General features: G+C 70.1%; 18 protein-coding genes and 1 pseudogene. 4 read left to right on the forward strand and 15 right to left on the reverse strand.

All coding sequences use genetic code 11. From position 1 onward, the window contains the following. Window position 1 precedes the first annotated feature (1 nt). The 9 genes from CEK68_RS09090 to CEK68_RS09130 all read right to left on the reverse strand — a co-directional run bounded on the left by CEK68_RS09090 (window position 2) and on the right by CEK68_RS09130 (window position 10,803). Window positions 2-316, reverse strand: coding sequence for an NAD(P) transhydrogenase subunit alpha (locus tag CEK68_RS09090; RefSeq protein WP_017909700.1), 315 nt, complete (start codon window positions 314-316; stop codon window positions 2-4). Between the two features lie 3 nt (window positions 317-319). Then, entirely contained in the window at window positions 320-1,459 is a 1,140-nt protein-coding gene (locus CEK68_RS09095) for an NAD(P) transhydrogenase subunit alpha (protein ID WP_152239193.1), read from the reverse strand. Between the two features lie 274 nt (window positions 1,460-1,733). Next, window positions 1,734-3,164 carry a glycosyl hydrolase family 28 protein gene (locus CEK68_RS09100; protein WP_152239194.1) on the reverse strand — a complete coding sequence of 477 codons (1,431 nt, stop codon included), beginning with the start codon at window positions 3,162-3,164 and terminating at the stop codon, window positions 1,734-1,736. Next, window positions 3,161-4,501, reverse strand: coding sequence for an AcvB/VirJ family lysyl-phosphatidylglycerol hydrolase (locus CEK68_RS09105; protein WP_152239195.1), 1,341 nt, complete (start codon window positions 4,499-4,501; stop codon window positions 3,161-3,163). Before CEK68_RS09105 ends, CEK68_RS09100 begins: the two co-directional genes overlap by 4 nt. A gap of 325 nt (window positions 4,502-4,826) precedes the next feature. After that, window positions 4,827-5,933, reverse strand: a complete 1,107-nt coding sequence (gene rodA, locus CEK68_RS09110; RefSeq protein WP_017911558.1) for a rod shape-determining protein RodA — start codon at window positions 5,931-5,933, stop codon at window positions 4,827-4,829. Then, window positions 5,930-7,990 (reverse strand): penicillin-binding protein 2, encoded by a 2,061-nt coding sequence (mrdA, locus tag CEK68_RS09115; RefSeq protein WP_017911559.1) that lies wholly within the window; start codon window positions 7,988-7,990, stop codon window positions 5,930-5,932. Before mrdA ends, rodA begins: the two co-directional genes overlap by 4 nt. Window position 7,991: 1 nt before the next feature. After that, on the reverse strand, window positions 7,992-8,477 hold the full coding sequence (gene mreD, locus CEK68_RS09120; protein ID WP_010343694.1) for a rod shape-determining protein MreD: 486 nt from the start codon (window positions 8,475-8,477) through the stop codon (window positions 7,992-7,994). Further along, window positions 8,474-9,586: a rod shape-determining protein MreC gene (gene mreC / locus CEK68_RS09125; RefSeq protein ID WP_152239196.1), complete on the reverse strand. Its 1,113-nt coding sequence runs from the start codon at window positions 9,584-9,586 to the stop codon at window positions 8,474-8,476. Before mreC ends, mreD begins: the two co-directional genes overlap by 4 nt. A gap of 170 nt (window positions 9,587-9,756) precedes the next feature. Further along, on the reverse strand, window positions 9,757-10,803 hold the full coding sequence (locus tag CEK68_RS09130; protein WP_010343692.1) for a rod shape-determining protein: 1,047 nt from the start codon (window positions 10,801-10,803) through the stop codon (window positions 9,757-9,759). A 260-nt stretch (window positions 10,804-11,063) separates the two neighbouring features. On the opposite strand from CEK68_RS09130, the gene CEK68_RS09135 reads away from it, so the two are divergent. From CEK68_RS09135 to CEK68_RS09150, 4 genes are all read left to right on the forward strand, one after another. Further along, window positions 11,064-11,996 carry a carbohydrate kinase family protein gene (locus CEK68_RS09135; RefSeq protein ID WP_017911561.1) on the forward strand — a complete coding sequence of 311 codons (933 nt, stop codon included), beginning with the start codon at window positions 11,064-11,066 and terminating at the stop codon, window positions 11,994-11,996. Window positions 11,997-12,543: 547 nt separating this feature from the next. Continuing rightward, the gene (locus CEK68_RS09140) at window positions 12,544-13,014 is read left to right on the forward strand and encodes a hypothetical protein (protein WP_226977821.1); all 471 of its coding nucleotides are present in this window, start codon (window positions 12,544-12,546) and stop codon (window positions 13,012-13,014) included. A 43-nt stretch (window positions 13,015-13,057) separates the two neighbouring features. Next, a complete protein-coding gene (locus CEK68_RS09145) occupies window positions 13,058-14,803 on the forward strand; it encodes an XVIPCD domain-containing protein (protein ID WP_152239197.1) in 1,746 nt (581 codons plus the stop codon). 317 nt (window positions 14,804-15,120) lie between these two features. After that, window positions 15,121-17,103, forward strand: a complete 1,983-nt coding sequence (locus tag CEK68_RS09150) for a sigma-54-dependent Fis family transcriptional regulator (RefSeq protein ID WP_193314144.1) — start codon at window positions 15,121-15,123, stop codon at window positions 17,101-17,103. A gap of 444 nt (window positions 17,104-17,547) precedes the next feature. Here the strand turns inward: CEK68_RS09150 and CEK68_RS09155 are convergent, their stop codons facing one another. The 6 genes and pseudogenes from CEK68_RS09155 to CEK68_RS09180 form a co-directional block, all read right to left on the reverse strand. Beyond that, complete coding sequence (locus tag CEK68_RS09155; protein ID WP_017912441.1) at window positions 17,548-19,944, reverse strand: TonB-dependent receptor; 2,397 nt, start codon at window positions 19,942-19,944, stop codon at window positions 17,548-17,550. A 17-nt stretch (window positions 19,945-19,961) separates the two neighbouring features. Further along, window positions 19,962-21,071 (reverse strand): S-(hydroxymethyl)glutathione dehydrogenase/class III alcohol dehydrogenase, encoded by a 1,110-nt coding sequence (locus tag CEK68_RS09160; RefSeq protein WP_152239198.1) that lies wholly within the window; start codon window positions 21,069-21,071, stop codon window positions 19,962-19,964. 53 nt (window positions 21,072-21,124) lie between these two features. Further along, complete coding sequence (locus tag CEK68_RS09165) at window positions 21,125-22,135, reverse strand: beta-propeller fold lactonase family protein (RefSeq protein ID WP_152239199.1); 1,011 nt, start codon at window positions 22,133-22,135, stop codon at window positions 21,125-21,127. After that, window positions 22,132-22,710, reverse strand: coding sequence for a c-type cytochrome (locus CEK68_RS09170; RefSeq protein WP_152239200.1), 579 nt, complete (start codon window positions 22,708-22,710; stop codon window positions 22,132-22,134). The genes CEK68_RS09165 and CEK68_RS09170 overlap by 4 nt, the downstream gene beginning before the upstream one ends. A 77-nt stretch (window positions 22,711-22,787) precedes the next feature. Further along, window positions 22,788-24,452, reverse strand: a pseudogene (locus tag CEK68_RS09175) (quinoprotein dehydrogenase-associated putative ABC transporter substrate-binding protein); the annotation flags it as partial. An 80-nt stretch (window positions 24,453-24,532) separates the two neighbouring features. Next, window positions 24,533-26,442 (reverse strand): methanol/ethanol family PQQ-dependent dehydrogenase (locus tag CEK68_RS09180; protein ID WP_152239202.1); only part of this gene is annotated, 1,910 nt, incomplete at its 5' end.

Consider the following 26,442-nt stretch of genomic DNA (forward strand, 5'->3'; position numbering starts at 1 on the left):
GCTACTCCTTCGCGGCCGGCGCGGCGCTGGGCTTGAACATCGCCAGCATGCGGTCGGTGACCACGTAGCCGCCGGCGGCATTGCCGGCGCCCAGCAGCACGCCGACGAAACCGATCGCCTGGCCGGCGACGGTGTCGGCATTGAACAGCGCGTGCATCGCGCCGACCACGACGATGCCGTGGACGAAGTTGGACCCGGACATCAGCGGCGTGTGCAGGATCGACGGCACCTTGCCGATCACTTCGTAGCCGGTGAACGCGGCCAGCATGAACACGTACAACGCGATCAGCCAGCTCATCGACAGATCGAGGGACATGACTCAGGACTCCTTGGTGGGAACGGGCGCGGCGGCCGGCACCGGTGGGTGGCAGAGGCGGCCGTCATGGGTGAGCGCGGTGCCGGCGACCACCGCATCGTCGAAGTCCGGCGCCAGTGCGCCGTCGCGCACCAGCAGGTCGAGCAGCCCCAGCAGGTTCTTGGCGTACAGCTCGCTGGCGTGCTGGGCCAACGCCGAAGGCACGTTGCGCGGGGCGACGAGGGTGACCGGTCCGACCTCCACGGTCTGCCCCGGCACGCAGCCTTCGCAGTTGCCGCCGCTGTCGGCGGCGAGATCCACGATCACCGCGCCGGGCTTCATGCCGGCGATCTGCTCGCGGTCGATCAGGATCGGCGCGGTGCGCCCGGGCACGTTGGCGGTGGTGATGATCAGATCGGCCTGCTGGATGTGCTGGGTCAGCACCGCCGCGGCCTTGGCCCGCTCCTCGGCGCTGAGTTCGCGCGCATAGCCGCCCTCGCCGCGTGCGTCGATGCCGGTGTCGACGAAGCGCGCGCCGACCGACTGCGCCTGCTCGCGGGTTTCCGGACGCACGTCGTAGCCTTCGGTGATCGCGCCTAGCCGGTGCGCGGTGGCCAGCGCCTGCAGGCCGGCCACGCCCAGGCCCATCACCAGCACGCGCGCGGCACGCAGCGAACCGACCGCGGTGGTCATCATCGGCAGGATGCGCGGCAGATGCACGGCGCCGAGCAGCGGCGCGTAGTAGCCGGCCAGTGCGGCCTGACTGGACAGCACGTCCAGCGCCTGCGCGCGGCTGATGCGCGGCACCGTCTCCATCGCGAAGGCGGTGATGCGGCGTTCGCACAGCAGCTCCAGCAGGCCCGGCAGCTTGGCCGGGTACAGCATCGCGATCAGCATGCTGCCCGGGCGCAGCGCCGCCACCGTGCGCAGCGATGGCGCCTGCACGGCCAGCAGCAGGTCCGCACCGGCCACCACCTCTTGCGCATCGTCGAGCACGGTGGCGCCGGCATAGGCCGCATCCGGCAGTCGCGAACCGCTGCCGGCACCAGCCTGCAGGCGCAACTGCGCGCCCAACTTGGCCAGCTTCGGCAGCACCGCGGGCACCATCGCCACGCGGCGCTCCTCGGCCTGTTCTTCCCTCAGGACTGCAACAGTGAACGCCATGATCGCGGCTCGCTTGGAGGACGCGTGCACTGTGCGCGCCGGCCGACGCGCGGGCATTGATCCGGATCAAGCGCGCTGCCGCATCACGCGCAAAAGAACGCGCGCGATGTCCGCAGCTAGGCGGCGGAACGCTGCGGTGTGACAGGGCGATGGCATCACGTGCGGACGATTGCAGTGCGTGGCGGCGCACGCCATCAAAGCCGCAAGACGCGGGCACCGACCGCTCGCGCCACGCGGGCGCGCGCCGGGTGGCTGCCGGCGTTGCGCGCGCGGGCTACAGGGCCGGGAACACCGGCGCGCTGCTGCAGGCTGGAATCGACCCGGCGAGCGTGGTCGCATAGGTCGAGGCCGCGCTGCTGTCCTCGCTCAAGCGCAGGTCGGATTGGTCCACGCCGATGCGCGCATTGCTGGCATGCAGCGTGGCGACATCGGCGGCCACGTGCGCCAGCACCAGCTCGAGCGGTGTCGCGGCGCTGTAGCCCTGCACCGTACTGCCCTTGCCGGCGGGCGTGTCCTGCGCGCGCAGTCCGTCGACCACGATCCCGGCGAAGGTCGGCACGCTGCCGCTGCGGCTGCCGCCGTGGTCGTGGCCGTACTGCGGTGTGATCACCAGGGGCTTGGCCACATCGAACAGGCAGGTGTTGCGGTAGAGCACGTCGCGCACCGGTCCGCCCTTGGCCAGGCCGGTCTTGATGCGCAGGCCGTTGTTGTCGGTGGCGACGATGCCGTCGGCGTCGTGGCCGACCAGGCGATTGCCGTCCACCAGCACGTTGCCGACGCCGTACATCACCTCGCTGCCGATGGAGATGCCGTGGGTGCCGTAGAAGCGCGAGTCGCGCACGGTGATGTCGGCCGAGCGCGCCGCGCTGGTCTTGATCGCGATGCCGTCGTCGCCGGCCATCACGTCGTTGTCGGCCAGCGTCGCATTGCGCACGCTGTCCAGATCCAGGCCGTCGGTGTTGGGGCTGTTGGCCGGCGCCCTGACCCGCACACCCCACACGGTGACGCCGTCGCCGCTGTGCACGAAGACGTGGAAGTACGGCGCATTGACCAGGTTGACGTGGTAGAGCTGCAGATCGGCGACGTCCTGCGCGCGGATCAGGTCGGGCGCGTTCTGGGTCTGGCCGGCGGCCTTGGCGCTGCGCGCGAACTGCCACCAGCTGTCGCTGCCGCCGAGCATCGGCAGGTCGCCGCGGCCGTCGATAGTGCCCTGGTGGCCGGCGCCGTCGCGCACGCCCATCACCCCCAGGCTGCGCCCCTGCAGGGCGATCAGCGCGCGGCAGCCGCCGCTGCGGGCCGCGGCCTGGCCGCAGGCGTTGCGGCCGGGCACCTGGTAGTCGGCGGGCCGACGCGAGGCGAACAGGGTCACGCCGCTGTCGATCGCCAGCGTGGTGTCGCTGCGTATCGTCAACGGTCCGCTGAGGAAGGCGTTGCCGCTGCCGGCGCGCAGCAGCACCGCGCCGTGCGCGCCGGCGGCGCAGCGGTCGAGCGCGGCCTGGATGCGCGCAGTGTCCGGCGCGCTGCGCTCCTGCGCGTCGGTGAAGCGGCGCTGCTGCGCCTGCAGGGTGGCGTCCAGCGCCATACACACCGGCGGCAAGTGCGGTTCGACCACGTGGCGGGAATCGCCGGTCGCGGCAGCGCTGACGAACGCAGCGGCGGCGAGGACGCCGCCGGACACCAGCGCGACGCGCACAGGCTTGCTCATTGCCGGAGCGCGGCGTGCGACGGCGGCAGCGTGGCGGCGGGCGACGCCGCGGCGGCCGCAGGACGCGGCTCCGGCAGCTCGGCGACCGGCAGGCGCACGTCGGCGGACAATTGCTGCCAGCGGTCGTCGACGATCGTCGCCAGCCCGGCCGGGTGTTGATCGAAATGGTGACCACCGTGCAACACCACCACCTCCGCTCCGCGCGCGCGCAATTGCGGGCAGAGCGTATCTTTTTCCTTGTCGCCGTACACGCACAGCAACTGCGCCGCGGGAATGCGCGCCAGTTCCGGCTGCACCGGCAGTGCGTCGTCGTCGTCGCCGAGGTTGAGCCAGCCGCGCACGCGGATCTGGAAATCGGCCTTGTGTTCCAGGCCCAGCAACGCGACCAGGCCGACCTGCTCGCGCTGCGCCGGCGGCAGCCGGTTGACCATGAACGGCAGGGTGGTGGCGCCGAAGGAATAGCCGACCAGCAGGATCTTCTGCGGACGCCAGCGCTGCTGGTAGTAGGCGATGACCCGGCTCAGGTCGGCGCTGGCCCGCGCCGGCGGCTTGGCCCGCCAGAAGTAGCGCAGACTGTCCCAGCCGACCACGGCGATGCCGCGGCGCTGCAGCGCTTCGGCCATGCCCTTGTCGATGTCGCGCCAGCCGCCGTCGCCGGACAGCACGATGGCCAGCGGTGCGCCCGGGGTCGCCGAGGGCAGCTCGGTCAGCGGCAGATCGTCCAGCGCGCCGCCACGGCCGCGCGCATGCAGATGCGCGGCGACCCGCGCGGCCAGCGCGGCATCCACGCCGCCATCGGCCGGCGCGGCCACGGTGTCGACAAAGCCCTGCGCAGCGGTCGCGGCGGCGGTGCCGGCACAGACCTCGGTGGGTGCCGGCGCCACGCCGATCGCGCCTCCCAGGGTCGCGGAGGGCGCCGCGCCGACGATGCGCGCGGCCAGGGTCGCGGCGGTGCCGGTGCCGGCCAGCACCGGCAGGTAGTAGCTGTCGCCGTGCAACTGCCGCTGCAGCCGCCGGCTCAGCCGTTCGGCGTCGTGCCAGGCCTTGTCGCAGCCGTGGCCGCCACGGCGCAAGTGCTTCAGATAGCGCTGGCCGTCGACCACCGCGACCAGCGCGCCGCTGGCGGCGATGCGCCGCGCGGCGTCCTGCCGCTGCGCCGGGCTGCCGCTGGCCAGCAGGATCACCAGGCCCTGCGGCGCCCCCTGCGGATGCACCAGGGTCGTGCGCCCGTAGCCACGGGCGTGCAGCGCCCCCGGCGGAAAGTAATAGCGCAGCAGTGCATAGCCGCTCAGGCCCAGCACCACGCTCGTCAACAGCAACACGCGCAGGAATTTCATCGACACGCATCCATCCCGGCCAACGCCGAGCCTCTGGACAACCACGGGAACGACGAGGCAGCGGCGGACGACGCAGACGGCTGGGCCGGAGCCCGGATCGGCGGATGCGCTGCGGAGGATGCCTCGGCGATGTGGGCTGGGATGGATGCGCGGGGTCGCACCTGCCTACCCGGAAGTTCCTGCACACCTGTGGGCCGGGGGGAGCGGCGCGCGTCACGTGGCATCGACGCGCATTGTGCGGATGCACGACATGCGCCGCAATAATGCCGTCACCTGCCTGCAAGGTTGCGGTTAAGCCAGCGCGCCTGGAACGCCGTGCGCTGGTTCAGTAGCCGTGCACCGGACGGTGCGCCTTCACCGCCATCACCAGGCCCAGCCCGGCCAGCAGCGACACCGCCGAGGTGCCGCCGTAGCTCATCAGCGGCATCGGCACGCCGACCACCGGCAGCAGCCCGGAGATCATGCCGCCGTTGACCAGCACGTAGACGAAGAACGCCAGGCCGGTGGCGCCGGCCAGCAGCCGCGAGAAGGTGTCGCGCGCCTGCGAGGCGATCCACAGGCAGCGCCCGATCACGATCAGGTACAGGGTCATCACCGTGGCCACGCCGATCCAGCCGAACTCCTCGCTGAGCACGGAGAACGCGAAGTCGGTGGTCTGCTCGGGAATGAAGTTCAGGTGCGACTGCGAGCCCATGCCCCAGCCCTTGCCGTGCAGGCCGCCGGAACCGATCGCGATCTTGGACTGGATGATGTTCCAGCCGGCGCCGAGCGCGTCGTTCTCCGGGTTGAGGAACATCATGATGCGGTCCTTCTGGTAGGGCCGCAGCAGCCAGAGCCAGGCCACCGGCGCGGCCGCGGCGACGCCGCCGACGGCGATGCCCACCCACCACCACGGCAGGCCGGCCAGCAGCAGCACGAAGCCGCCGCTGGCGGCGATCAGCACGCCGGTTCCGAAGTCCGGCTGCAGCATGATCAAGGCGGTGGGAATGCCGATGATGACCGCGCTGACCAGCACGGTCGGAATGCGCGGCGGCAGCGGCATGCGGTGCAGGTACCAGGCCACCATCATCGGCATGCTGATCTTCAACAGCTCGGCCGGCTGCAGGTAGAACACCTTCAGGTCCAGCCACTGCCGCCCGTACTTGCCGGTGCCCAGCACGAACACCGCCAGCAGCGGCAGCATCGACAGCGCGTAGATCAGCGGGGTCCAGGCGCGCAGGCGCAGCGCCGACACCCGCGACAGGCTCCACATCGCCGCCGCACCGATGGCGAACCGCGCGCCCTGCGCCATCACCAGGTGCATGCCACCGGCGCTCTTGAGCACCGCCAGCCCCATCGCCATCAGCGCGCCCAGCGCCAGGCACAGCGGCCAGTCCAGGGTACGGGTGAAGCGGCCGCCGATCTCGACCAGCCAGCGCAGGAAATCCTTCATCGCTCGTCCGGAATCTCGTCGGGGATCGCCGGCGCTGCGGACTGCAGCGGTACCACCGCCGCATCCACCTCGGCCTGGCCGATCAGCACCGGGCGTTCGCCGGCGGCCAGGGCGACCGCATCGGCGGCGGCGCGCGAGCCGGGATCCTCGGCGTAGTACAGGTGGCTGCCGAAGGCGGTGGCGCCGCGCAGGCTGTCCAGCGGCTCCACGCCGGGCGGCAGCCGGCCGAGCAGCCAGGCATCGAAGATCTTGCGCGCGATCGGTGCAGCGGTGCTGGCGCCGTAGCCGCCGCCTTCCACCGCGATCGCCAGGGCGATGGTCGGCCGCTCCGCCGGCGCGAAGCCCTCGAACAGCGAACGGTGGCGCAGGTGCATCGGCAGGCTGCGCGGATCGACCGCCGCCAGTCCCTTGCGGCTGACCACCTGCGCGGTGCCGGTCTTGCCGGCCATCTGGTAGGGCGCGCCGACGGTGATGGCATAGCCGCTGCCGCCCGGGCGCATGGTGTCCATCATGCCTTCGCGCACCGCCTGCAGGTTGCTGGGATTGTCGCTGATCGGCTTGCTCGGGCCCGGCTGCACCGGCGCCCAGGGCTGATCGAAGGCCTGGCGCGTGGCCATCACCAGGTGCGGCGTGCGCAGTTGCCCGTCGGCGAGGCCGGCGACGCCGCGCACCAGTTGCAGCGGGGTCACCTTCCAGTCGCCCTGGCCGATGGCGATGTTGACCGTGTCGCCGGGGTACCAGGCTTCCTTGCGGCTCTTGGCCTTGTACGCCGGCGAGGGCACGATGCCGCCGGTCTCGCCGACCAGGTCGATGCCGGTGGGCACGCCGAAGCCGTAGCGGGTCATGTACTGGTCGACCTTGGTGATGCCCATGTCGATGGCCAGCTTGTAATAGTAGGTGTTCACCGACTGCGCGATCGACTTGCGCAGGTCGGTCCAGCCGTGGCCGCCGCGGTGCGAGTCGCCCCAGCCGCGGCTGACCCCGGGCAGGTAGAACATGCCGGTGGAGAGGATCTTGTCCTCCGGGCGGCGGGTGCCGCTGTCCAGGCCGGCCAGGCCCATGAACGGCTTGATGGTGGAGCCGGGCGCCACGCCACCCAGCACCAGGCGGTTGAACTGCGGCCGCGACGGGTCGCTGTTGAGCGCCTGGAAATCGGCGTGGGAAATGCCGTTGACGAACAGGTTGGGGTCGTAGGACGGCAGGCTGACCATCGCCAGGATCTCGCCGGTGCGCGGATCGATGGCGATGGCCGAGCCCTGGTAGTCGCCGAACGCGGCGACCATGGCGCGCTGCAGGTCGGCGTCGATGGACAGGCGCAGGTCGGCGCCGGACTGCGCCGGCACCCGGCCGACGGTGCGGATCGCGCGGCCCTGCACGTTGGTCTCGACCTGCTCGTAGCCGACCTTGCCGCGCAGTTGCTCCTCGTAATAGCGCTCCAGCCCGGACTTGCCGATGTGGGTCAGCGCCGCGTTGCCCTCGCCCAGCGTCTCCAGGTCCTTCTCGTCGATGCGGCCGACGTAGCCGATGATGTGCGCGAACAGGTCGCCGTAGGGGTAGTGCCGGGTCAGGTAGGGTTCCAGCTCCACGCCCGGGAAGCGCCAGCGGTCCACCGCGAAGCGCGCCCGCTCCTCTTCGCTGACACGCAGCTTCAGGGTGATCGGACGAAAGCTGCGGCTGGCCTTGCGCGCGGCCTGGAAACGCTCGATGTCTTCCGGCGACAGCGCGATGACCTTGCCCAGCTCGGCCAGCAGCGCGTCCATGTCGGCGACCTTGTCCGGGGTCACGTCGAGCCGGAACGCGGGCACGTTCTCGGCCAGCAGGCGGCCGTTGCGGTCGTAGATCATGCCGCGTCCGGGCACCACCGGCCGTGGCTTGATGCGGTTGGCGTCCGAGCGGGTGGCGTAGATGTCGTGGTCCAGCACCTGCAGCTTGAAGTACCAGGCGCCCAGGCCCAGCAGCGCCAGCAGCACGCACAGGAAGCCCAGCGCGGCACGGCGCCGGAACTGCTCGGCCTCGGCGTGCGGGTTCTTCTGCGCGCGGCGCGGATGCAGGGCCATGCTACTTGCTCCGCCGGCCCAGCCGCAGCGCGTCCAGCAGCACGAACAGCGGCGGCCACAGCGCCATGCCCAGCAGCGGCGCCCACCAGTAGTTCCACGGCAGGGTCGGCTCGCCGACGGCCAGGTGCACCGCCGCGGCGACGATGCGGTCGTTGACCAGCAGGCCGCCGATCGCCAGCGCCTGCTGCGACATCGGGAAGAAGCGGATGCGCGCACGGAAGCGCTGCAGGATGAAGCTCAGGATCACCAGGCGCAGCGCCTGCTCGCCCAGCACCCCGCCGTACAGCAGATCGGCGAGCACCCCGACCGCGAAGGCGAAGCCCAGCCCGACCTTGTCCGGCGTCTCGATCACCCAGTACGCCACCACCAGCGCCAGCCAGTACGGCCGCAGCGGCTGCACCACCAGCGGCAACGGCATCAATCCCAGCAACAGCGCCACGATCACGCTGACCGGGAGCACCCAGCCTTTGCTGCGCAGGCGGCTCATTGGCCCGTCTCCTTTGGAGCCGGGCGGGAATCGGGATTCGGGAATCGGGAACCGGATGTCGCGCGTGCCGGCTTGGTCGGCGGTGGGGTGGCCGCGTTGCCGGACGGGTGCGCGTTCGGCGATGTCGAGGCGGCGGCGCCGGTTGCGGGGGCTTGCGTCACGCCCTGCGCCGGCTTGGCGTCACCGCTTTGTGCGGCTCCAGCCACGGGCGAAGCTCCTTCCGCTGCCGCTGCCGCTGCGGCAGGCGTCGCCAATTCCCGATTCCCGATTCCCCACTCCCTGCTCTTCAGCAACAACACATCCCGCCCGCGGTCCAGCTTCGCCGCCGGCTTCAGCTCGCCGACCAGGAAGGCGTGGGTGTCGTCCGGGCGCAGGGCGGAGATGGTGCCGACCGGGAAGCCGGCCGGGAAGCGGCCGCCCAGGCCGGAAGTGACGATCTCGTCGCCCACCTCGACCCCGGCGCTGAGCGGGATGTCGCGCAGTTCCAGGCTGCCGCCGCGGCCGTAGACGATCAGGCGCACGCCGTTGCGCGCCACCGTCACCGGCACCGCGTGGTCGGGGTCGGTCAGCAGCAGCACGGTGGAGTGCAGCGGGGTCACCGCGATCACCTGGCCCATCAGGCCGCCGGCGTCGATCACCGCCTGGCCGACGTGCACGCCGTCGCGGCTGCCGGCATCGAGCACCAGGCGCTGCCGGGTCGGGTCCAGGTCGATGTCCAGGATCGGCGCCAGTTGCACGTCCAGGCCGCGGCGCTCGGCCACGCCCAGCAGTTCGCGCAGCTGCGCGTTGTCCAGCGCCGCGGTCTGCAGCCGGGTCAGGCGCGCCTTGGCGATCAGCAGTTCGTTGCGCAACGCGCGGTTTTCCTTGACCAGCTGCGCGTGGCTGGCCGCGTTCTCCTGCACCTGCGACCCCAGCCGTCCTGGCAGGCCGGCCAGCGCCCAGATCGGCTGCACCAGCACCGTGGCCTGGCTGCGCAGGCGGGCCAGCCAGTCGGCCTGCGCGTCGAGCACGATCAGCACCAGCGCCAACGCCAGGTAGGCCAGCAGGCGCGGCGTGCTGGCGGATTCGCCGGGGCGGGCGGTGACGGGAGGACCGGCGTAAGGAGGCACGGGTTAAAGCCGGGAATGGGGAATCGGGAGTGGGGAATCGGAAAGCAACGGCGCGCTCCCGGCGCGATCGGGCCGGGGCGCGGATACGGCGGTGAACGCGGGCACTGGGGCATCGGTGCGGATGGGGCATTCGATTCCCCATTCCCCATTCCCGATTCCCAGCCTCACCATCACTCCGGCGCGAAGAACTCGTTGCCGTGCATGTCCACCAGTTCCAGCGCACGGCCGCCGCCGCGGGCCACGCAGGTCAGCGGATCGTCGGCGACCTGCACGTGCAGGCCGGTTTCCTCGGAGATCAGCCGGTCCAGGTCGCGCAGCAACGCACCGCCGCCGGTCAGCACGATGCCGCGCTCGGCGACATCGGCGCACAGTTCCGGCGGGGTCTGCTCCAGCGCCAGCTTGACCGCCGAGACGATGCCCGACAGCGGCTCGTGCAGCGCTTCCAGCACTTCGTTGGAGTTGATCTTGATCATCTTCGGCACGCCCTCGGCGAGGTTGCGGCCGGAGATCTCCATCTCCTGCACCACCGCCTGCGGATAGGCGCAGCCGATCTCCAGCTTGATCCGCTCGGCCGTGGCCTCGCCGATCAGCATGCCGTGGTTGCGGCGCACGTAGTTGGTGATCGACTCGTCGAAGCGGTCGCCGCCGATGCGCACCGACTGCGAATAGACGATGCCGTTCAGCGAAATGACCGCGACCTCGGTGGTGCCGCCGCCGATGTCGATGACCATCGAGCCGCGCGCCTCGGTGACCGGCATGCCGGCGCCGATCGCCGCGGCCATCGGTTCCTCGATCAGGTACACGTCGCGGGCGCCGGCCTCCTCGGCCGATTCCTTGATCGCGCGGCGCTCCACCTGGGTGGAGCCGGCCGGCACGCACACCAGCACGCGCGGGCTGGGGCGCAGGAAGCGCGACTTGTGCACCTTCTTGATGAAATGCTTCAGCATCGCCTCGGTGTAGGTGAAGTCGGCGATGACGCCGTCCTTCATCGGGCGGATGGTGGTGATGTGGCCCGGCGTACGGCCGAGCATCTGCTTGGCCTCGGCGCCGACCGCAGCGACCGAGCGGGTGCCGCCGATCGCCCGGTCCTGGCGCACCGCGACCACCGACGGTTCGTTCAGCACGATGCCCTGGCCACGCACGTAGATGAGGGTGTTGGCCGTGCCCAGATCGATGGACAGGTCGTTGGAGAACATGCCGCGGAGTTTCTTGAACATCGGGGGATTGGGTCCTGGGGCGCGCGCCGTCGCCAGAATGGCGAAAAAATGGGCAGAAAACGAAGTCCGCTAGCCTAGCAACCCGCCTGGGTGCGGGCAAGGAAAATTCTCGCTAAAACCACGCGTTGCGTGGTATCGGCGGGACCGCGATGGATCGTGGTTCTGGCCCTGCCGGGCCGCAGCCGTTACCCTTTGCGCCGCGGCGACCCCGCCCCTCGCCCGCCTGAATGCGGGCTCATTCCTCCGCCAAGGCCTGCCCGATGTCTGCACTGATCTGTGGTTCTCTCGCTTACGACACCATCATGGTGTTCCCGGACCAGTTCAAGAACCACATCCTGCCGGACAAGGTGCACATCCTGAACGTGTCGTTCCTGGTGCCGCGGATGCGCCGCGAGTTCGGCGGCTGCGCCGGCAACATCGCCTACAACCTGCACCTGCTGGGCGGCCACCCGATCCCGATGGGCACCGTGGGCCAGGACTTCGGCCCGTACCGCGAGCATTTCCAGGCGCTGGGCATCGACCTGTCGCGGGTCAAGGTGATCGAGGAGCTGTTCACCCCGCAGGCGTTCATCACCACCGACCACGACAACAACCAGATCACCGCGTTCCATCCGGGCGCGATGATGCGCAGCTACGAGAATCACGTGAAGGACGTGCCGGGCGTGACCCTGGGCCTGGTCGGCCCGGACGGGCGCGAGGGCATGATCCAGAACGCCGAGGAGTTCAGCGCCGGCGGCGTGCCGTTCATCTTCGACCCCGGCCAGGCCATGCCGCTGTTCAACGGCCCGGAGCTGCGCCAGTTCATCGAGCAGGCCGACTACGTGGTGGTCAACGACTACGAGTCCAACCTGCTGCAGGAGCGCACCGGCTGGAACGAGAAGGACATCGTCTCGCGCGTGCAGGCCTACATCACCACCCAGGGCCCCAAGGGCGCCCTGGTCCACACCCCCGAGAAGACCTACGACATCCCGCCGGCGCACGAGCGCCGCGTGGTCGACCCCACCGGCTGCGGCGACGCCTTCCGCGCCGGCCTGATCTTCGGCATCCAGCGCGGCTGCGACTGGCTGACCATCGGCCGCATGGGCAACCTGATGGGCGCCCTGAAGGTCGAGCACCCGGGCACGCAGAACCAGCGCTTCGACTTCGACGAATTCAACGACCAGTTCAAGCAGCAGTTCGGTTACGCGTTGTAAGGCTGGGGCACTACCGGCGGAACGGCAGCGTCGACACCTGGCCATCGCGCTTGCCGGACGCTTACCCGGCGGGCCGCCGTTCCACGACCGATTGCGACGCGGCATCCAGGCTTGCGGCGCCGATCCGGGCGGGGCTAGACTCGGCCGCCCGCGTCGATGGAATGATCGGATGGACACCGCGCCTCGCTGGACCGCCAGGATCCTGGCCGCCGCACCGATCCCGCGTGGACTGCTGCTCTCCCTGTGCTGCGCGGCGACCCTGTGCGCCTGCGGCAACGCCGCCCAGGCACCCGCGAGCGCGACTCCCTCCGTGCCCCCGACCGCCCCCGCGCCTGCCGCGAACGGCCCGACGGCGCCTGCTGCGACGCACGATGCGGCGGCCGCGCAAGTGCCCCCCGGCCACTATGCCACCCAGCCCGGCTGGGGCCAGCTGACCGTGCAGCCCGATGCACGCTTCACCCTCGAAACGCAGAATGTCGATGCCGGTTGCAGCTTCAGCGGCACGCTGCACGGAACCCAGGCCACGGTCGACGACGGCACCTGCACGCTGCAGTTCGCATCCAAGGCAGACGGCGTGGCGGTGTCCGCCACGGCCGGCGCCGAGAGCGCGTGCCGGGAGTACTGCGGCGGCAACGGCAGCTTCGCAGGCGACTATCTGAAACAGGCTGCGACCTGCACGCCTGAAGTCATGCAGCGAACGCGCAAGGCCTTCCAGGCATCCTACGATCGCAAGGACTATGCGGGTGCCGAAGCGGCGCTCGCGCCGCTCTATCGCGACTGCGTGGCGGCCCTCAGCTTCAGCGACGCCGGCGCCATCCGCAACGACTACGCGCTGACCCAGCATAAACTCGGCGACGATGCCGGATGCCGGCAGACGCTGGCGCCCTACCAGGACGATGCCAAGCGCAGCGACGACGCCATCAGCGAGGGCATGACGCCCGCCCTCGTCGACGATTACCTCCGCGTGATCCGCGCCGCACGCACCAACCTCAAGCTCTGCGGAGAAGGCAGAGGCTAACGCGAGCGTCTACAGGGACGACACACCATCGGGGAACAGCGACATGTCCGATCCAAACACCGCCCCCACCGCGGCAACGCCGCAACTCACCGACGCGCAACTCAAGACCTTGGGCTACTTCGCCATCGGCGTGGCCTCGGAAGGCAGCCTGGGTCCCAAGAATGTGGCCTATCACCTGTCGTTCGCCGGATCGGTCGAGGGCAACACGCTCAAGCCGGTGGCCAACAGCGGCTTCAGCATCGGCACGCTGCAGACCGACCTGGGCGCACATCCGGACGTCGTCCCGACGCTGGTGGATGCCTACCAGACATGGGCCGCCCGGCAGACTCCGAGTCTGGCGCTGTCGGAAAACCAAAGAACACAGACGATCTCCGATCTGCAGCGCAATGGCGATGCCATCCGCGCGGACAACGGCCGCGCACCCGATGCAACCGTGCTCAAGAACCTCAATACCTTCCTGGCCTCCGATGCAGGCGTGCAATTCGTACACGATCGCGACCGCACGCAGATCGACCATCTGATGCGCGAAGGCGACGGCAAGAAGGACCCTGGCGGCGCGCTGCACCAATTGCGCCAGACGGAGTTGTACAAGAACGCGAGCCTGGACGACCAGGCCAAGTACGCCACCGTGCTGATGAAGCTGGAGAACCAGGCCGGCAAGAGTCAGTATCCGAAGATCCTCAAGGGCATCAACGACGGCAGCCTCGGCAGCGTCGAGGACGTGGTGAACAAGGTCGACGCGCTGCTGCCGAACAAGACCAACAAGAAAGGCGAGGTGGTGCCCGACTACATCGAGAGCGGCGTCCACCACGCGCTCGCAGGTACCGAGGTGTTCAACAAGCTCCGTGCGGCGCAGCCCGGGAATCCCCTGCATGATGCTTTTGCGGCGGTCTCCGCCGACCCATTGCGCAGCCCGGTCGACCTGAAGGGCGATACCGCCCACGCGGATGCGCTGCATCAGTACAACGCGACCAAGACCCTGTTCCTGCAGAACGGCCAGTCGCCAAAACTGATCGGCGCCCTCGACCAGGACAGTGCGTTCGGCTACAACCTCAAAGGCCGGAACGGCAAGACGGTCGCGCAGTCGTCGAGCCTGTTCGGCGCGGACAACGATGTGGTCGTCTTCGATGGGAACGGTCACGGTACCGCCTTCGTCGGCGGCAAGTGGAGCGCGGTGCAGCGCGACGAGGTCAAGCGCGTCGGCAATGCCGATCAGAGCGTGGATCTTCAACTGCGCAAGGACGGCAAGAGCGAAACGCTGCTGCACGTACCGACCCCGGCGCAGTTGCGCGAACGCAGCGAGCAGCAGCAACCGCAAACGCCTGCGCCGGATCGCGCTCCGGCGTCGGCGCCCGACCCGAACGACGCCAGCCACCGGAATCATGCGCTGCTCGAGCAGATCCGCGAGGGCGTCAGAAGGATCGACCAGGATCTGGGCAAACCGTACGATGCGGCCAGCGAACGCCTGAGCCGCGCTGCGTTGGCCGCTTGCCGGGACAATGGCGGCCCCGGCAACGCGCCGCTGGCGTCGAACGCACTGGAACGGGCCGATCGCGTGGCGCTCACCGAGAAGGGCCATCTGGTGGTGGTCGAAGGTGAACAGCGCGACCCGGCGCAAAAGCGCGCCAGCGTGGATGTGCAAGTGGCGCTCGCCACTCCGGTGGAGCAGTCCGACCAGCGACTGCAGGCCGCGAACCAGGCGATCGACCGCGAACGGCAACTCGCGCAACAGCAGGAATTGGCGCGCGAGCGGGACGCGCCGAGCCGCAACGGCCCGGCACTGGCATAACCCGACTTCGGCCGGGCGCATGCGGCAGCGCGCAGCGCGCCGTCTGCGTAGCGGGCGGTGCGGTGCGGCACTCGATTCGATTCGCCAAGTCGCCGTTCCCACCGCGCGACGGTGGATGCGGATGCACTACGACAGGGCGCTGCCGGGGCGCGGCGTGTCCTGCACGCCCACCGACAGTCATGATGGACGGAGGATCCCAGCGCGACCGGGGGATCGACGGCGGGCGACGCCATCGCTTTGCTGCACTGCGGGTTGAGCCCAGGCCTGGTTTGTGCGTCACTTGCGCAAGGGCCCCTGGGGGGGACGAGAGCGCGCCCATGTCCGAGTCGACTGTCGCCAGCCTCGCGCAAGCCAAGGTCGTCGCACCATCCGCCACCGAGGCCGACTGCGCGCCGCTGGCGCGCATGCGCCATTTCCGCCAGATCGAGTCCTTGCCGCCGGCGCTGGCACGCTCGTGGCGGCGCTGCCTCGACGAGTACGGCCTGGCCCCGGACACCCACCCCTCGCCGATGGTCCATGACGACGGTGAGTTGCGCGAGCGCCAGCAGCGGCTGGAGGCGCTGCTGCGCATTGCCAAGGTGGAGATGGAAAATCTCTACGAACAGATCGCCGGCGGCAGCTACGCGGTGGTGTTCGCCGACACCGAGGCCACGGTCCTGCACAGCGTGCAGGATCCGGCGCTGCTGCGTGCGTTCCGCGAGACCGGGCTGTTCTGTGGCGCCAGTTGGGCCGAACGCTACCAGGGCACCAACGGCATCGGCACCTGTGCGGTGGAGGGCAGTGCGCTGAGCGTGCACCGCGGCGAACACTACCTGGAGCGGCACCTGCCGTTGTCCTGCAGCGGCGCGCCGATCCTGGACCCGCAAGGCCATCTGCTGGCGGTGCTGGACGCCTCCACGCCCGACGCACGCGATACCAAGCTGGTGCAGCGCCATACCGGCGCGCTGGTGCGCATGTCGGCGGCGCAGATCGCCCGCGCGTACTTCCTGGAGCAGTACCGGCATGCGTGGATCCTGCGCTTCCACAGCCGCCCCGAGTTCGCCGGCCTGCTGCACGAGGCGCTGATCGCGGTCGGCGGCGACGGCCGCGTGCTGGCGGTCAACGAGGCCACGCTGGAACAGCTCGGCAAGCCCGACCGTTCGCCACTGGTCGGGCGCGACATCGCCCAGGTGATGCAGCTGGATTTCGACACGCTGGAGCAGCGCGCGCGCAAAGACGCCAGCACGTTGTGGTCGATCCGTTGCGCCTGCCACGGCCGCCGCTTCTTCGCCCTGGCGCAGCCGCCGCGTGCGCGCAGCGCTGCCGGCCGAACGCGCGCCGCGGGCGAGGACGGCCAGGCCGCGCGCGCCAACGATCATGTCGGTTCCGATCCGCGCATGCTGCACAACCTGGACAATGCGCTGAAGCTGGCCAAGCACCGCGTGTCGATCCTGCTGTGCGGCGCCACCGGCACCGGCAAGGAAGAGTTCGCCAAGGCGGTGCACCGCAGCTCGCCCTGGGCCGACCGCCCGTTCGTGGCGGTGAACTGTGCGGCGATCCCGGAAGCGCTGATCGAGAGCGAGCTGTTCGGCTATGCGCGCGGCGCCTTCACCGATGCCGCGCGCGAAGGACGCCACGGCAAGCTGTTGCAGGCCAGCGGCGGCACCCTGTTCCTGGACGAGATCGGCGACATGCCGCTGCCGCTGCAGACGCGCCTGCTGCGGGTACTGGAGGAACAGAGCGTGACCCCGCTGGGCAGCGACCGCGCCGTACCGCTGGAACTGCACGTGATCAGCGCCAGCCACCGCGACCTGGCGCAGATGGTCGGCAGCGGCGGCTTCCGCGAAGACCTGTACTACCGCCTCAACGGCGTGGTGCTGCACCTGCCGCCGCTGCGCGAGCGCAGCGACAAGGCCGAACTGATCCGCACCCTGCTGCGCGAGGAAAGCGGCGAGCAGACGGTGCGCATCAGCGAGGACGCCCTGCACAAGCTGCTCAGCTATGCCTGGCCCGGCAACCTGCGGCAGCTGCGCAACGTACTGCGTACCGCGGCGGTGCTGTGCGCCGATGGCGTCATCCGCATCCCCAACCTGCCGCAGGAAATCGTCGACGCCGACAGCGGCCCGTGCCTGCTCGGCGACGACGCGCATGCCGGCGACGGCATGCCCGGCCGTGTCGCCCTGGACAGTGCCGAGCGCAGCGTGCTGCAACAGCAGCTCGAGCGTCACCGCTGGAACGTCAGCCGCACCGCCGATGCGCTGGGCATCAGCCGCAATACCTTGTATCGCAAGCTGCGCAAGCACGGGTTGGCGACGGCTTGAGTGGTGGCGGCATCGCGATTCAATGGAGTTGTTGCGCGTCGCGAATGAAGCCTCGCCTGTCGGGTCCTGCCATTCGGTAGCGGCGTGAGTACTGTGAGGTATTCGCGTCCCAACCGTTGAGGCGGCTGGAGGACGCCGGGCTTCGATGTCGCGGCTGAAGCCGCTCCACGACAACCGTTTTTACGACAACAGCTTGCGGGTCGCTGAGATCGCACACTGTGGAAGGGACTTCAGTCCCGACTGCGGACGGAGCCGGATAGGTTCCGTCCGAGGTCGCGGCTGACGCCGCTCCTGCAGGAAGCCCTGCGCCGATGAGCAGGCGCTGACCCAGGCAGGAGCGACGTCAGCCGCGCCAGTCGCCCGCGCCGACTGGCGTGCAGCCGTCTTGGACACGGCGGATGGCACGCGCCGAGCGGTGCCACCACACGAACCGCAAACCGCCCGCTAGAAGCGCCAGCGCAAACCGACCTGGTATTGCCGCGGGGCGCCGGGGGCGACGAAGCGCGAGGGGCCGTCCTCGACCGCAGCGTCCTGCGGGCGCGCCAGGGCGCCGCCCGGGAACAGGTCCTCGGCGATCGCCGCATACGTCTCGTAGCGGCGGTCGAACACGTTGTTGACCCGCAGGTACAACGACAGGCCTTCGGCGAGTTCCCAGGTGCCGTGCAGGTCGAGCAAGGCATAGCCGCCGGTGGACAGGTCGTGGCGTGCCGGCGCCTCGCCTTCCTCGGGGTCTTCGACCAGGCCGTCCTCGTTGCCGCTGGCCACGCGCCGCGACACCGCGCGCAAGTCGGCCCCCAGCGTCAGCTGCGCCAGCGCCTGCCAGTCCACGCCCAGCTTCAGCGTGTTGCGCGGCAGGCCGGCGATGCGCGTGCCCGGCCGCAAGGTCACCGTGCGCTCGCCGGAGAGCAGTTCGCCGGCGCTGCGGTAGGTGGCGTCCAGGTAGCTGTAGCCGGCGAACCAGCGCAGCGCGCCGTGGCTGCCGCGGTAGCTGAGGTCGGCGCCCTGATAGCGGGTGCGGTCGACGTTGTCGAAATAGCCCTGCTGGGAATTGGGTGCGCGCAGGAACAGGATGTCGTCGCGGTTGTCGGCGCGGTACAGCGAGGCGTTCAGCGTCTGCGCCGGCGTCGGGTTCCAGCGCAGGCCGAGCTCGTAGGTGCGCGAGACGATCTGCTCCAGGCGCGGGTCGGCCTGCAGCCCGGTCGGCAACCGGCACGGCTGTTCCGGGTCGGCGCAGCCGAGTTCGATCGCGGTCGGCGCGCGGCTGTTCTGCGAGGCCGAGGCGAACGCGGTGAAGCCGTCGCCCAGGCGCTGGGTGATGCCCAGCGAGGGATTGGCCTTGGCGAACACGAAGCGCTCGCGCGGCAGCACGCCGTCGTCGGCGGTGGACAGGGTGTTGGCGACGGCGACGCGGTTCCAGCGCAGCGCGGCATTGAGGTGGGTGGCCTCGCTCAGCTCCCAGGTATCGGCGGCGAACAGGCCCAGGGTGCTGCTGCGCCCGTCGACGCCGGAGAAGAACTCCCGATCCTCGTCCGGATCGGCGACCACCGAGCGATCGTCCTGCACGAACGCCTCCTGCTCGTACTGCCGGTAGCGCACGCGGTTGCGGTCGTAGGTGGCGCCGATGCTCAGCGCGTGCGCGCCGGCCTGGTGGCTGAGGTTCAGTGCCACGCCCTCGGCGTGCTGGCGCATCTGCGTGGTGTTGAGCACGCCGCTGTGCAGCGCGTCGGCATCGGCGCGCGACACCGTGCAGCCGGCGTCCAGCGGCGTGCCGTCGGCGGCGTAGCCGTCGGCGCAATCGTCGACGAACTCTTCGTAGTCGTCGTTGATGTCGCCGTTGACGGTGTCGCGCCGCCCCTGGCGGTAGTAGGCGAGCAGATGCAGTGCGGTGCGCTCGTCGAAGCGATGGTCGAACTGTCCGGTGAGCAGCGTGTTGCGGTTGCGGGTCAGGTCCGGCGAGGTGTAGACCGCGGCGCGGTCGGCTTCGTACAGCCCCGGCTCGGTGCCCTCGTCGGTGTAGCGATAGCTCGGCAGCAGGCCATTGCCGACCAGGCGGCTGCGCCCGTGCAGCAGCGACACGTCCCAGTCGGTGCGCTCGCCCTGCCGCCCGAACTTGCCGAACACGGTCCCCAGGCGGCCGGCGGAGGCGTCGCGCCAGCCGTTCTCGTCGAAACCGGTAGCCGCGACGAAGGCATGCAGGCCGTCGGCACCGGCGTAGCCGTAGGACGCATCCAGGCGCTTGCGCGCGCCGCTGCCCACCGACAGGTCGGCGCGCAGGCCCGGCGCGGTCAGGCCGGACTGGGTGGTGAAGGCCAGCGCGCCACCCAGCGTGTTGGGACCGAACAGCGGGTTGGAGCCCGGCATCAGCGCGACGCTGCGGATCGCCGCCTCCGGCATCATGTCCCAGCTGACGATGTCGGCGAACGGCTCGTTCATGCGCACACCGTCCAGGTACACCGACACGCCCTGCGAGGCGCCCGGCAAGGCCGAGGCACGGAAACCGCGGAAGGTCAGGTCGGTCTGAAACGGGCTGCCCTGCACCTCGTTGGTGTCCACGCCGTTCATTTCGCGCAGCAGGAAGTCGGTGAGGTTGCCGGCCTGGCTGCGTGCGATGTCGTCGGCATTGGCGGTCTGCACCGTGTACGGCAGCAGGTCGGCATCGATCAGCGTGCCGGGGATCGGCGTGGCGGTGACCTCGACCCGGTCCAGCGCGGTGATCTGCGCATCGTCGGCATTGACCGTGGTCTGCGCGTGCGCCGGTGCGGCGAGCAGGCCGATGGCGGTGGCGACGGCCAGCGCGAGCAGGCTCGGCGGCGGAGTATGCGGTCCTGGGGTGTGGGTCATGCCGGTTCCTTGAGGGCTCAGTAGAGAACGATCGATTTGATGCCGCGGCCGGCGCGCATCGCCTCGAAGCCGCGGTTGATGTGGTCCAGCGGCAGGGTTTCGCTGATGAGTTCGTCGATGCGGATATCCCCGGCCAGGTAGCGCTCGGCATAGGCCGGCAGCTCGCTGCGGCCCTTGACCCCGCCGAACGCGCTGCCGCGCCAGGCGCGGCCGGTGACCAGTTGCAGCGGCCGCGTGCTGATCTCCTGCGCGCTCGGCGCCACGCCGAGGATGATGCTTTCGCCCCAGCCCTTGTGGCAGCACTCCAGCGCCGCGCGCATCGCGCGCACGTCGCCGACGCAGGCGAAACTGTGGTCGGCGCCGCCGTCGGTGAGGTCGACGATGACCTGTTGCACCGGCGCGCCGAAATCCTTCGGATCCAGGCAGTCGGTGGCGCCCAGCGCGCGCGCCAGCGGGAACTTGTCGCGGTTGATGTCGACCACGATGATGCGCTCGGCGCGCGCCATCACCGCGCCCTGCACCACCGACAGGCCGATGCCGCCGAGTCCGAACACCGCCACGCTCTCGCCCGGACGCACCCGCGCGGTGTTGAGCACGGCGCCGATGCCGGTGGTGACCGTGCAGCCGAGCAGGCAGGCCTTGTCCAGCGGCGCGTCCGGATGGATCCTGGCCACCGCGATTTCCGGCAGCACGGTGTACTCGGCGAAGGTGCTGGTGCCCATGTAGTGCAGCAGCGGGCGTCCATGCAGCGAGAAGCGGCTGCTGCCGTCGGGCATCAGCCCGCGGTCCTGGGTGCTTCGGATCGCCTGGCACAGGTTGGTGCGGTTGGAACGGCAGTACTTGCACACGCCGCATTCGGGCATGTACAGCGGGATCACGTGATCGCCCGGGCGCACGCTGGTGACGCCGACGCCGACCTCTTCGACCACGCCGGCGCCTTCCTGGCCCAGGATCACCGGGAATGCCGTATCGGCATCGGCACCGGACAGGGCGATGTCGTCGCCGTGGCAGATGCCGCTGGCGACCATGCGCACCAGCACCTCGCCGGCCTTGGGCGGCTGCAGATCCACTTCCTCGATGGCCAGCGGCTGGTTCGCCGCCCAGGCGACCGCGGCTCGCGTCTTCATTCCGGCTCTCCCCGCCTCCCGTCGCGGCGCCCGAGAGCGCCGCTCGCCTCACCTCACTGCGCCACGATCACACCCCATGGCATCTCGCCCACCGCGATCTGCTTGATCTCCTTCATCGCCGCCGTGTCGATGACACTAACGCTGTTGGAACGGCCATTGGCCACGTACAACTTTTTGCCGTCCGGGCTCAGCGCCGGGTTCCAGGGCCGCTGCCCCACCGGGATCTCCGCCAACGCACGGCGCGCGGCCGGATCGATCACGCTGACCGTGCCGGCGCCATTGGACGCGTACACGCGGCTGCCGTCGCGGGCGATGGCGATGCCGGCGGTACGCTGCCCGGCCGGAATGCTGGCCACGCGCGTGCGCGCCGCCAGGTCGATCACGTCGACCACATTGGCCGCTTCCTGCGCCACGTACGCCGTCTTGCCGTCCGGCGCGAACGCCATGCCGCGCGGATGCCCGCTGGTGGCGATGACGCCGGTGGACGCGCCGGCCTTCAGGTCGATCACGTCCAGGTCGTTGGAGCCTTCGTTGCTGGTCAGCAGCAGCGCGCCATCCGGCGTGTAGACGCAGTGTTCCGGCGCCTGCCCGCGAGTGGCGATGTGCGCGCCGATGGTGAAGCTGGCCGGGTCGATCAGCATCACCTGGTTCTGCCCCTCCACGCACACCGCCAGCTGGCGGCCGTCCGGCGATGCGGCGACGCCTTCGGCGTTCTCGCCGATGTCGACGCTGCGCAGCACCCGGTCCTGCACGGTATCCAGGTCCAGCAGGCGATGGCCCTGCGCGTCGATGACGTACAGATGCCCGGGCGGCCCCGGCACCACCTGCTGCAGGCGCTTGCCGAGCTGGCCCTGCGCCGACAGCGTGCGCACCACCTGGTCGCTGCCGGTGTCGATCACCGAGATGGTGCCGCTGCGCTGGTTCGGCACGTAGGCCAGCGCCGCGGTCGCGGCCGCAGGCGCCGCCGCCGCATCGGCCCCCGCCGTCGGCTCGGCGGTGCGCTGGCACGCAGCAGCGAACAGCGACAGCGCGACGACGGCGGACAGGCGCAACGCTTTCCTCATTGCGTGGCGCCTGCGGTCTTGTTGATGGAATGGATGAAGGCCAGCAGCTTCTCGGTATCGCCCGGCTTGAGCACGGGACCGAACGGCGGCATCTGCCCGACCACCTTCTCGTGGCCGATCCGGGTCTTGCCATGCGCGGTCATGCCGGCCGTCCCTTCGGTGATCAGCGTACGCAAGGTGTCGTCGTCGCTGCCGTACACCCAGATGTCGTTGGTCAGCGGCGGACACATGCCGCCGCCACCGGTGCCGCCGTGACAGGCGGTGCAGCCGGCGGAGTTGAACAGCGCCTTGCCTTCGGCGACCAACTCCGGGGTGACCTTGACCGGCGGTCCCTTCGGAATCGGCGTCACCGCCGCAGCGGGGGCCGGTGCGGCGGCAGGAGCAGCAGCGACGGGCGCGGTCGCCGCCGGCGCAGAGGCCGGTGCAGGCGCCGGCGCCGCAGCCGGCTCGGGTGTGGCCGCTGGCGCGGCGGGCGTCTCCTGCTTGCCGCAGGCGGCCAGCAACAGGAGCGAGGCGAACAGGGACACGGGCAACAGCACGGAGACGGCACGACGACGGACGGAAGCAGAGCGCATGGGAGCAGAACCTTTGCGGAGTGCACGATGGGAGGAGCAGGCCGCGCGAGCGGCGTGTACGGAACGGCGGAAAGCGGTCATTGCGTGCGTCGGTGCTGGGCCTCCGTCAGCAGGTGGGCGAGTTCGGCATTGCCGCGTTGCTGGGCCAGCGCCGCCGGGGTCTTGCCGTCGGCGTCGCGCGCATCGGCGCTGGCGCCGGCGGCGAGCAGGCGCCGGGCGCTGTCCTCGCGGCCGGCAGCGGCGGCCAGCATCAACGGCGTGACGCCGGCGCGGTTGGCACGGTCGGCTTCGGCACCGCGCTTGAGCAGCAGATCGAGGATCTTCGGGTCGTTGCGCGCCACCGCGAACATCACCGGGGTGAAGCCGGCCGGATTGGCACGGCGCACGCTGGCACCCGCGGTGAGCAATGCCTGTACCAGGTCGGCGTCGGCGTAGGAGATGGCCAGGTCCAACGGCGTCCAGCCGTCGGCGGACACCGCCTCGACCTTGGCGCCATGCGCCAGCAATTGCGCGGCGCTCTTGCCGTCGTTGGACCAGGCCGCCTTCATCAACGGCGTCCAGCCATTGCTGTCGCGGTTTTCGACCTTGGCGCCCGCGGCCAACAGCTCGCCGACCAGCAGCGGCGCCTGGTTGCGGATCGCCTGCTGCAGCGGCGGCTCGCCGAGCAGGTTGGGCTTGTCGGCGCTGGCGCCATGCCGCAGCAGCCAGGCCACGCGCACGCCATCGCCGGCGTCCAGCGCATGCGCCAGTTCCTCGTTCGGATCGGCACCGCCGGCGATGCGCAACTGCAATTGCGCCAGCATGTCCGACGAGGCCTGCGCGCTCGGCGTATCGTCCTGGTCGTCGGGCACCGCGTAGGAGCCGTGCGAGCGCAGATCGCCGGCGACGATGCAATCGGCGCAGTCCACCAGCGGCACGTGATACTCGCGCAGGATCGCGCCGATCTTGCCGGCGCTGCGCTGCATCGCCGCGTTCAGCGCATCGCGCAGTGCCGCGTTCTTGCGCGACACCGCCCACGCCATCGAATATTCCAGCACCTCGTTGTCGATGACGTTCAGCGGCACCACGCCGAGGCCGCCGCGCGCGGCGTAGTAGCCGGCCACCGGTCCCCAGGATTCGGCGGCATCGAGCTTGCCGGCGGCGACCTGCTCGGCGAGCTTGCCGGGATGTTCCTGCGGCGCACTCGCCGAATCGTAGAACAGGTACTGCACTTCACCCTGCACGCCATGGTCGAACAGCGCCTGCCGCGCCGGCGAGCTCTGGAACACGCCGACCTTGAGCTTTTTCAGCGCAGGATCGTCCAGCGAGGCAGGACGCAGGTCCAGGCCCTTGCGGGTGACCAGCACATAGGTGGAGCGATACAACGGGCGCGTGGGCAGGCCCATTTCAAAATCGCTGTTCATGTCCATCAGCACGTCGCACCGCCCGGCGTTGATCGTGCTGCGCGCCAGGCCGCGCTGGTAGTAGCTGCGCCACTCGTACTCCAGGCGCCGGCCCATCTCCGCGGCCACCACCTGGGCGATCTTGTTCTGGAAGCCCTCGCCTGCACGATCGGACAACGGCATGTTGCCGGGATCGGCACAGACCCGCAGCACCGGCGCATCGGCCGGCAGCGTCGTGGCGGGCGCGGCGGATGCCGGTGCCGCAACGGCGGGCGGGGCAGCAGGAGCGCGAGCCGTCGCGGACGACGGCTCGCGCGTACAGCCCGCGGCGACGAGTCCGAGGCTGCACAACAGCAACACGGCGCGCGCGCCCGCAGGCAGGCGCCGCGAGGCGGGTGCCATCCGGCACCCGCTCGCACCCTGGACGCGGCGCCGCCGGCTCATCGCACCGTCTTGGCGGCGACCGCCGCGCTGCCGCCACCGGCGACCGCCGCGCTGCCGCCACCGGCGGCCGCAGTGGCGGTCGTGGTGGGCGTGACGGTCTTGCCGGCGCCGTCGATGCGGAAGGTGTGCACCATGCCGCCCAACGGGATCTTGTCGAAGCCGTTGCTGAAGGCCAGGCCCGCGGCACCCAGCGCGCCGTACGGATCGCCCGGATCCAGGCCGGCGGCGACCGGCAGGCCGATCCAGCCGCCGATACCCGAGAACACCGCCACGTACTGGTGGCCGTTGGCCTTGTAGGCGATCGGATTGCCGATGACGCCGGAGGGCAGCTTGGTCTCCCACAGTTTCTTGCCGGTGTCCTTGTCCACGGCGCGGAACCAGCCGTCCAGCGTGCCGTAGAACACCAGCCCGCCGTCGGTGACCAGGGTGCCGCTCCACACCGGGAACTTCTCCTTGATCTCCCACTTGGACTTGCCTTCGACCACGTCGAACGCCTTGACGATGCCCAGTGCGCCCGGCTCGTTGGGCTTCATCAGCACGTTGGCGAACACGTACGGCAGGCCCATCATGGTGTTGCCGCGCTCCTGCGGGTCGAGCTCCATGTGCCAGTTGTTGGTGCCGCAGAAGAACACCGCCGAATTGGCCGGATCCACCGAGCACGGCTGCTGGTCCTTGCCACCCATCGCCGACGGGAACGCCTCGACCTTGCGGCCGCGTTCCAGCGGCGAATGCGCCGCGACCTTGACCGGGCGCCCGGTCTTCATGTCGATGCGCTCGGCCCAGTTGGCCGGCACGAACTTGTTGGCGCGCAGCAGCGTGCCGTCGCGGCGGTCGAGCACGTAGGCAAACCCGTTGCGGTCGAACTGCACCACCGACGGCACCTGCTTGCCGTCGATGGTCAGGTCGACCAGGATCGGCTCGTTGATGCCGTCGTAGTCCCACTGGTCGAACGGGGTCTTCTGGTAGCCCCACACCGCCTCGCCGGTGTCGATCTTGCGCGCGAACAGGGTCATCGACCACTTGTTGTCGTACTCGCCGGTGTCGCATTCCTTCTGCGTGGTCTTGCCGCAGCGGTACGACGGGCTCCACAGGCCGGGATTGCCGGTGCCGTAGTAGACCAGCTTGAGTTTCGGGTCGTAGCTGTACCAGCCCCAGGCCGCGCCGCCGCCGCGCTTCCAGCCTTCGTCGGGGTAGGTCTTCTGGCCGAGGTCGCCGAGTTGGCCGTGCTGCGGATTGGCCTTGTTGAAGTCCGGGCCGAGGCAGATGTCCTTGTCGGTGCCGGTGGCTTCGCAGGACCAGGCCTGCTTGCCGTCGGCCAGCGCGTACGCGGCGACGCGCCCGCGCACGCCGAACTCGTTGCCGCTGATGCCGGCCACGACCTTGCCGTCGGCGATGATCGGGGCCATGGTGATGGTCTCGCCCTTCTCGGGATAGGCGAGCTTCTGCTTCCACACTTCCTTGCCGGTCTTGGCATCGAGCGCGATCACGTCGCCGCTGAGGCTGCCGAACACCACCTTGCCGTCGGCGTAGGACGCACCGCGGTTGACCGTATCGCAGCAGGCCACCGCCACCGCGCGCTCGTCCTGCTGCGGGGTGTACTTCCACAGCACCTTGCCGTTGTCTTCCTGCGACAGGTCGATCGCGAACACGTTGTTCGGATAGGCGCTGACCATGTACATGGTGCCGCCCACCACCAGCGGCTGGCCTTCATGGCCGCGGGTGGCGTCGGTCTTCATCTCCCACGACATCTTCAGATTCTTGACGTTGTCGCGGTTGATCTCGGCCAGCGGGCTGTGCCGGGTCAGGCCGAAGTCGCGGCCGATGCCGCCCCAGTTGTCCGGGTTGGCGGCATTGCTGGCGAACTCGCTGTCGGTGTCGGCGACCGCGGCCGGCGCGACGGCCGGCG

This window comes from Xanthomonas sp. LMG 12461 (assembly GCF_009192935.1).
Taxonomy (GTDB): domain Bacteria; phylum Pseudomonadota; class Gammaproteobacteria; order Xanthomonadales; family Xanthomonadaceae; genus Xanthomonas_A; species Xanthomonas_A sontii.

Bases quoted from the DNA above. Each gene is read 5' to 3' on its own strand.
- CEK68_RS09090 (WP_017909700.1), bottom strand. From the start codon at position 316: ATGTCCCTCGATCTGTCGATGAGCTGGCTGATCGCGTTGTACGTGTTC.
- CEK68_RS09095 (WP_152239193.1), bottom strand. From the start codon at position 1,459: ATGGCGTTCACTGTTGCAGTCCTGAGGGAAGAACAGGCCGAGGAGCGC.
- CEK68_RS09100 (WP_152239194.1), bottom strand. From the start codon at position 3,164: ATGAGCAAGCCTGTGCGCGTCGCGCTGGTGTCCGGCGGCGTCCTCGCC.
- CEK68_RS09105 (WP_152239195.1), bottom strand. From the start codon at position 4,501: ATGAAATTCCTGCGCGTGTTGCTGTTGACGAGCGTGGTGCTGGGCCTG.
- rodA (WP_017911558.1), bottom strand. From the start codon at position 5,933: ATGAAGGATTTCCTGCGCTGGCTGGTCGAGATCGGCGGCCGCTTCACC.
- mrdA (WP_017911559.1), bottom strand. From the start codon at position 7,990: ATGGCCCTGCATCCGCGCCGCGCGCAGAAGAACCCGCACGCCGAGGCC.
- mreD (WP_010343694.1), bottom strand. From the start codon at position 8,477: ATGAGCCGCCTGCGCAGCAAAGGCTGGGTGCTCCCGGTCAGCGTGATC.
- CEK68_RS09130 (WP_010343692.1), bottom strand. From the start codon at position 10,803: ATGTTCAAGAAACTCCGCGGCATGTTCTCCAACGACCTGTCCATCGAT.
- CEK68_RS09135 (WP_017911561.1), top strand. From the start codon at position 11,064: ATGTCTGCACTGATCTGTGGTTCTCTCGCTTACGACACCATCATGGTG.
- CEK68_RS09145 (WP_152239197.1), top strand. From the start codon at position 13,058: ATGTCCGATCCAAACACCGCCCCCACCGCGGCAACGCCGCAACTCACC.
- CEK68_RS09150 (WP_193314144.1), top strand. From the start codon at position 15,121: ATGTCCGAGTCGACTGTCGCCAGCCTCGCGCAAGCCAAGGTCGTCGCA.
- CEK68_RS09155 (WP_017912441.1), bottom strand. From the start codon at position 19,944: ATGACCCACACCCCAGGACCGCATACTCCGCCGCCGAGCCTGCTCGCG.
- CEK68_RS09160 (WP_152239198.1), bottom strand. From the start codon at position 21,071: ATGAAGACGCGAGCCGCGGTCGCCTGGGCGGCGAACCAGCCGCTGGCC.
- CEK68_RS09165 (WP_152239199.1), bottom strand. From the start codon at position 22,135: ATGAGGAAAGCGTTGCGCCTGTCCGCCGTCGTCGCGCTGTCGCTGTTC.
- CEK68_RS09170 (WP_152239200.1), bottom strand. From the start codon at position 22,710: ATGCGCTCTGCTTCCGTCCGTCGTCGTGCCGTCTCCGTGCTGTTGCCC.